Origin of the sequence: Mesotoga sp. HF07.pep.5.2.highcov (assembly GCF_003666285.1) — a bacterium.
Classification (GTDB): domain Bacteria; phylum Thermotogota; class Thermotogae; order Petrotogales; family Kosmotogaceae; genus Mesotoga; species Mesotoga prima.
The window spans coordinates 1-2,449 of the sequence record NZ_JFHJ01000717.1; the positions used below are offsets into that span (position 1 = coordinate 1).

At 43.5% G+C, this 2,449-nt stretch carries 3 protein-coding genes and 1 pseudogene; 2 read left to right on the forward strand and 2 right to left on the reverse strand.

The features are described from left to right. Window positions 1-122 precede the first annotated feature (122 nt). Entirely contained in the window at window positions 123-1,361 is a 1,239-nt protein-coding gene (locus tag BG32_RS15285) for a DNA polymerase IV (protein WP_014731112.1), read from the forward strand. Here BG32_RS15285 and BG32_RS15290 read toward each other — a convergent pair. After that, window positions 1,278-1,685: a methylglyoxal synthase gene (locus tag BG32_RS15290; protein WP_006487072.1), complete on the reverse strand. Its 408-nt coding sequence runs from the start codon at window positions 1,683-1,685 to the stop codon at window positions 1,278-1,280. The genes BG32_RS15285 and BG32_RS15290 overlap by 84 nt on opposite strands. Window positions 1,686-1,853: 168 nt before the next feature. On the opposite strand from BG32_RS15290, the gene BG32_RS15295 reads away from it, so the two are divergent. Next, window positions 1,854-2,105, forward strand: a complete 252-nt coding sequence (locus BG32_RS15295; RefSeq protein ID WP_006487075.1) for a hypothetical protein — start codon at window positions 1,854-1,856, stop codon at window positions 2,103-2,105. Here the strand turns inward: BG32_RS15295 and BG32_RS15300 are convergent. Beyond that, a pseudogene (locus tag BG32_RS15300) lies at window positions 2,096-2,449 on the reverse strand (hypothetical protein); the annotation flags it as partial. The gene BG32_RS15295 and the pseudogene BG32_RS15300 overlap by 10 nt on opposite strands.

Genomic DNA, 2,449 nt, shown 5'->3' on the forward strand with positions numbered 1-2,449 from the left:
GAGGCTGTGGGAACCCAGAAAGTCTACCATTTTTCCGTAATGACGACACTTGGAGCTTACAATCTCGAATTCGAAGAAGATTCAAAGAAGTGGTACAGCTATACTCTTGGGGGTTGATTATCTTGAAAGGAATTCCCTATGTATCCCATATAGATATGGATGCGTTTTTCGCAAGTATAGAGCAGGCGGCAAATCCAACTTTAAAGGGCAAACCGATAGCCGTAACGGGAATCGGAAAGAGGCATTCGGTAGTGACTTCGGCGAGTTACGAGGCTAAGAGATTCGGGGTCAAATCTGGAATGGCCTTCTTCGAGGCTGTTAAGCTCTGTCCCGATCTGATAGCTGTTGGAGTACAGTCAAAGAAATACGGCTATGTCTCGAAAGAGATCATGAAGATGTTGACGTCGGTATCGCCCAGGGTAATGGTTGCAAGTGTGGACGAGGCTTATCTAGACCTGAGCTTTCACACCAGGCTGGAGGAATCCATAAATAGATTTATTTCCTTTAAAAGAGATTTGAAAGAGAGATTTGGAATAACGGCCTCCGTTGGAATATCGGTAAACCCGATAATATCTAAAATCGCAAGTGATTATTCAAAGCCAAATGGGTTTGTAGTTGTCAAAGATGGTATGGAAAGAGAGTTTTTGAACGAGATACCCGTGAAAGACGTTCCGGGAATCGGAAGACACACACTAATAAAGTTGGAATCTATGGGGTACAGAACGACAGGGGAGCTTTTAAAAGGGTTGGATGACTCTCCGATGGATCTTTACACAATGTTTGGGAACGCCTTCATGGGTTTTCTCCAGAGCCTTAAAAACAACAGGTTTTCCAGAAAGGAGTTTTTCAAAGAAGAAAGACCAAAATCTGTGGGTCATTCAATGACACTTTCGGGAGACATAAGCGATTTCGATCTCATAGTTAGAGTAACTAATTTCCTGGCGGCAAGGGTAATCTACAGAATGGGAAGATACAAGATGGAAGGTTCCGGTATCAGTCTCTTCTTGAGATATGCAGATAGAAGCTCCAAGGCTCTTTCAAAGAAGTTGAGTTTCACAATTTCATCGATAAAGGATATTACGGAGATCACCCCCTGGCTTATCAGATCAATCTGGAACGGTACATCTGTGAGGGCAATAGGGATATCGTGCTGGGCCCTAAGCGAAAAGAAGAATCAAAGACAGCTCTCTCTCTTTGAAAAAGAAAAAGAACTTCTGGAAACTGTGCTGGAAATAGAGAAGAAGTTTGGGGAATACGCTATATTCCCGGGAAATATACTATTCCTTCCCGACATCAGAAAGCTTGAGAAACCTTCTGATCTCCATTACCAGGGCTTCTGCCGTCGCGAGGTTAGTTGCTAACGGCTTATTGTGAACATCGCACACTCTTAGAAGCGCGCTTACATCCGGTTCATGAGGTTGAGCCGTTAGCGGGTCTCTCAAAAAGATGACGAAATCGATTTCATCGCTGGCAACCAGGGAGCCTATTTGAAGATCTCCCCCCAAGGGGCCTGATTTGAAGGAAGTGAGCTCTAGTTTCACTTTTTCCCTTAGGATGTTACCGGTCGTGCTGGTTGCAAAAAGGGCGCACTTTTTGAAGACATCTACGTGCTCCCTTACGAACATTATCAGATCTATCTTTTTCTTATCGTGAGCTATTAAAGCAATTCGTGGTTTTTCGCTCATGGCTACCTCCGTCATCTGACAAGAAGATGATAACACATTCGGGCCATCGAAATTTCAAGCGGTTAGCTGAGGTGAGTCGATCTGTCCCTTTCATTTAACGAGATAACACTATACGGAGAGGCAATAACAGACCCGGAATCAACTGTCCGGGGAGGATTTTTTAGAGTAATGATTTTCGGTTACAGAAGTGCAAGGGAGACAGAGGAGATCTTCGATATCCGTTTTGACGAAAGGAATTCAAAAAGAGTCTTTGCCGAGATATATAAAGGTTGCTATCTGTTGATCAGAGGTGAGGTAAGGGTAAGAAAGAGCGTATATATAAGGCTCAGAGATTTCACTGTAACAACCAGACCTCACGACAGAGACCTAGACATAGACATTCCAAGAATACTGATACATCTAAGGAGCGATTACTTCTGAAAGGTTTCGTAGTATTTACTTCTGAGTTCAGTGAAGATCGATCTATCGACTACAGTCTTGAACTCTTCTATTTCGATGAGAAGATACTCGTCGCCTACCCTGTCGGTTATTTTCACGTACTCTATTTTCGGAAAGCAGCCTTCTTTTCTCAGCAAAGAGACGTGGATATGCATAAGGTTTGGAAGATAACCCCCACCACCGAGAAGGCCGAGAACTTTCAGCCTTTGCTCGGAAGGATCGATCATATAAATCCTTCTCTCCTCTTCGGTACTTACTGTCCAGGTGAAGTTTCTCGAATCAAGGAGACCGCTGAAGAAATCCTCAATTAACTTCGCAATAAAATC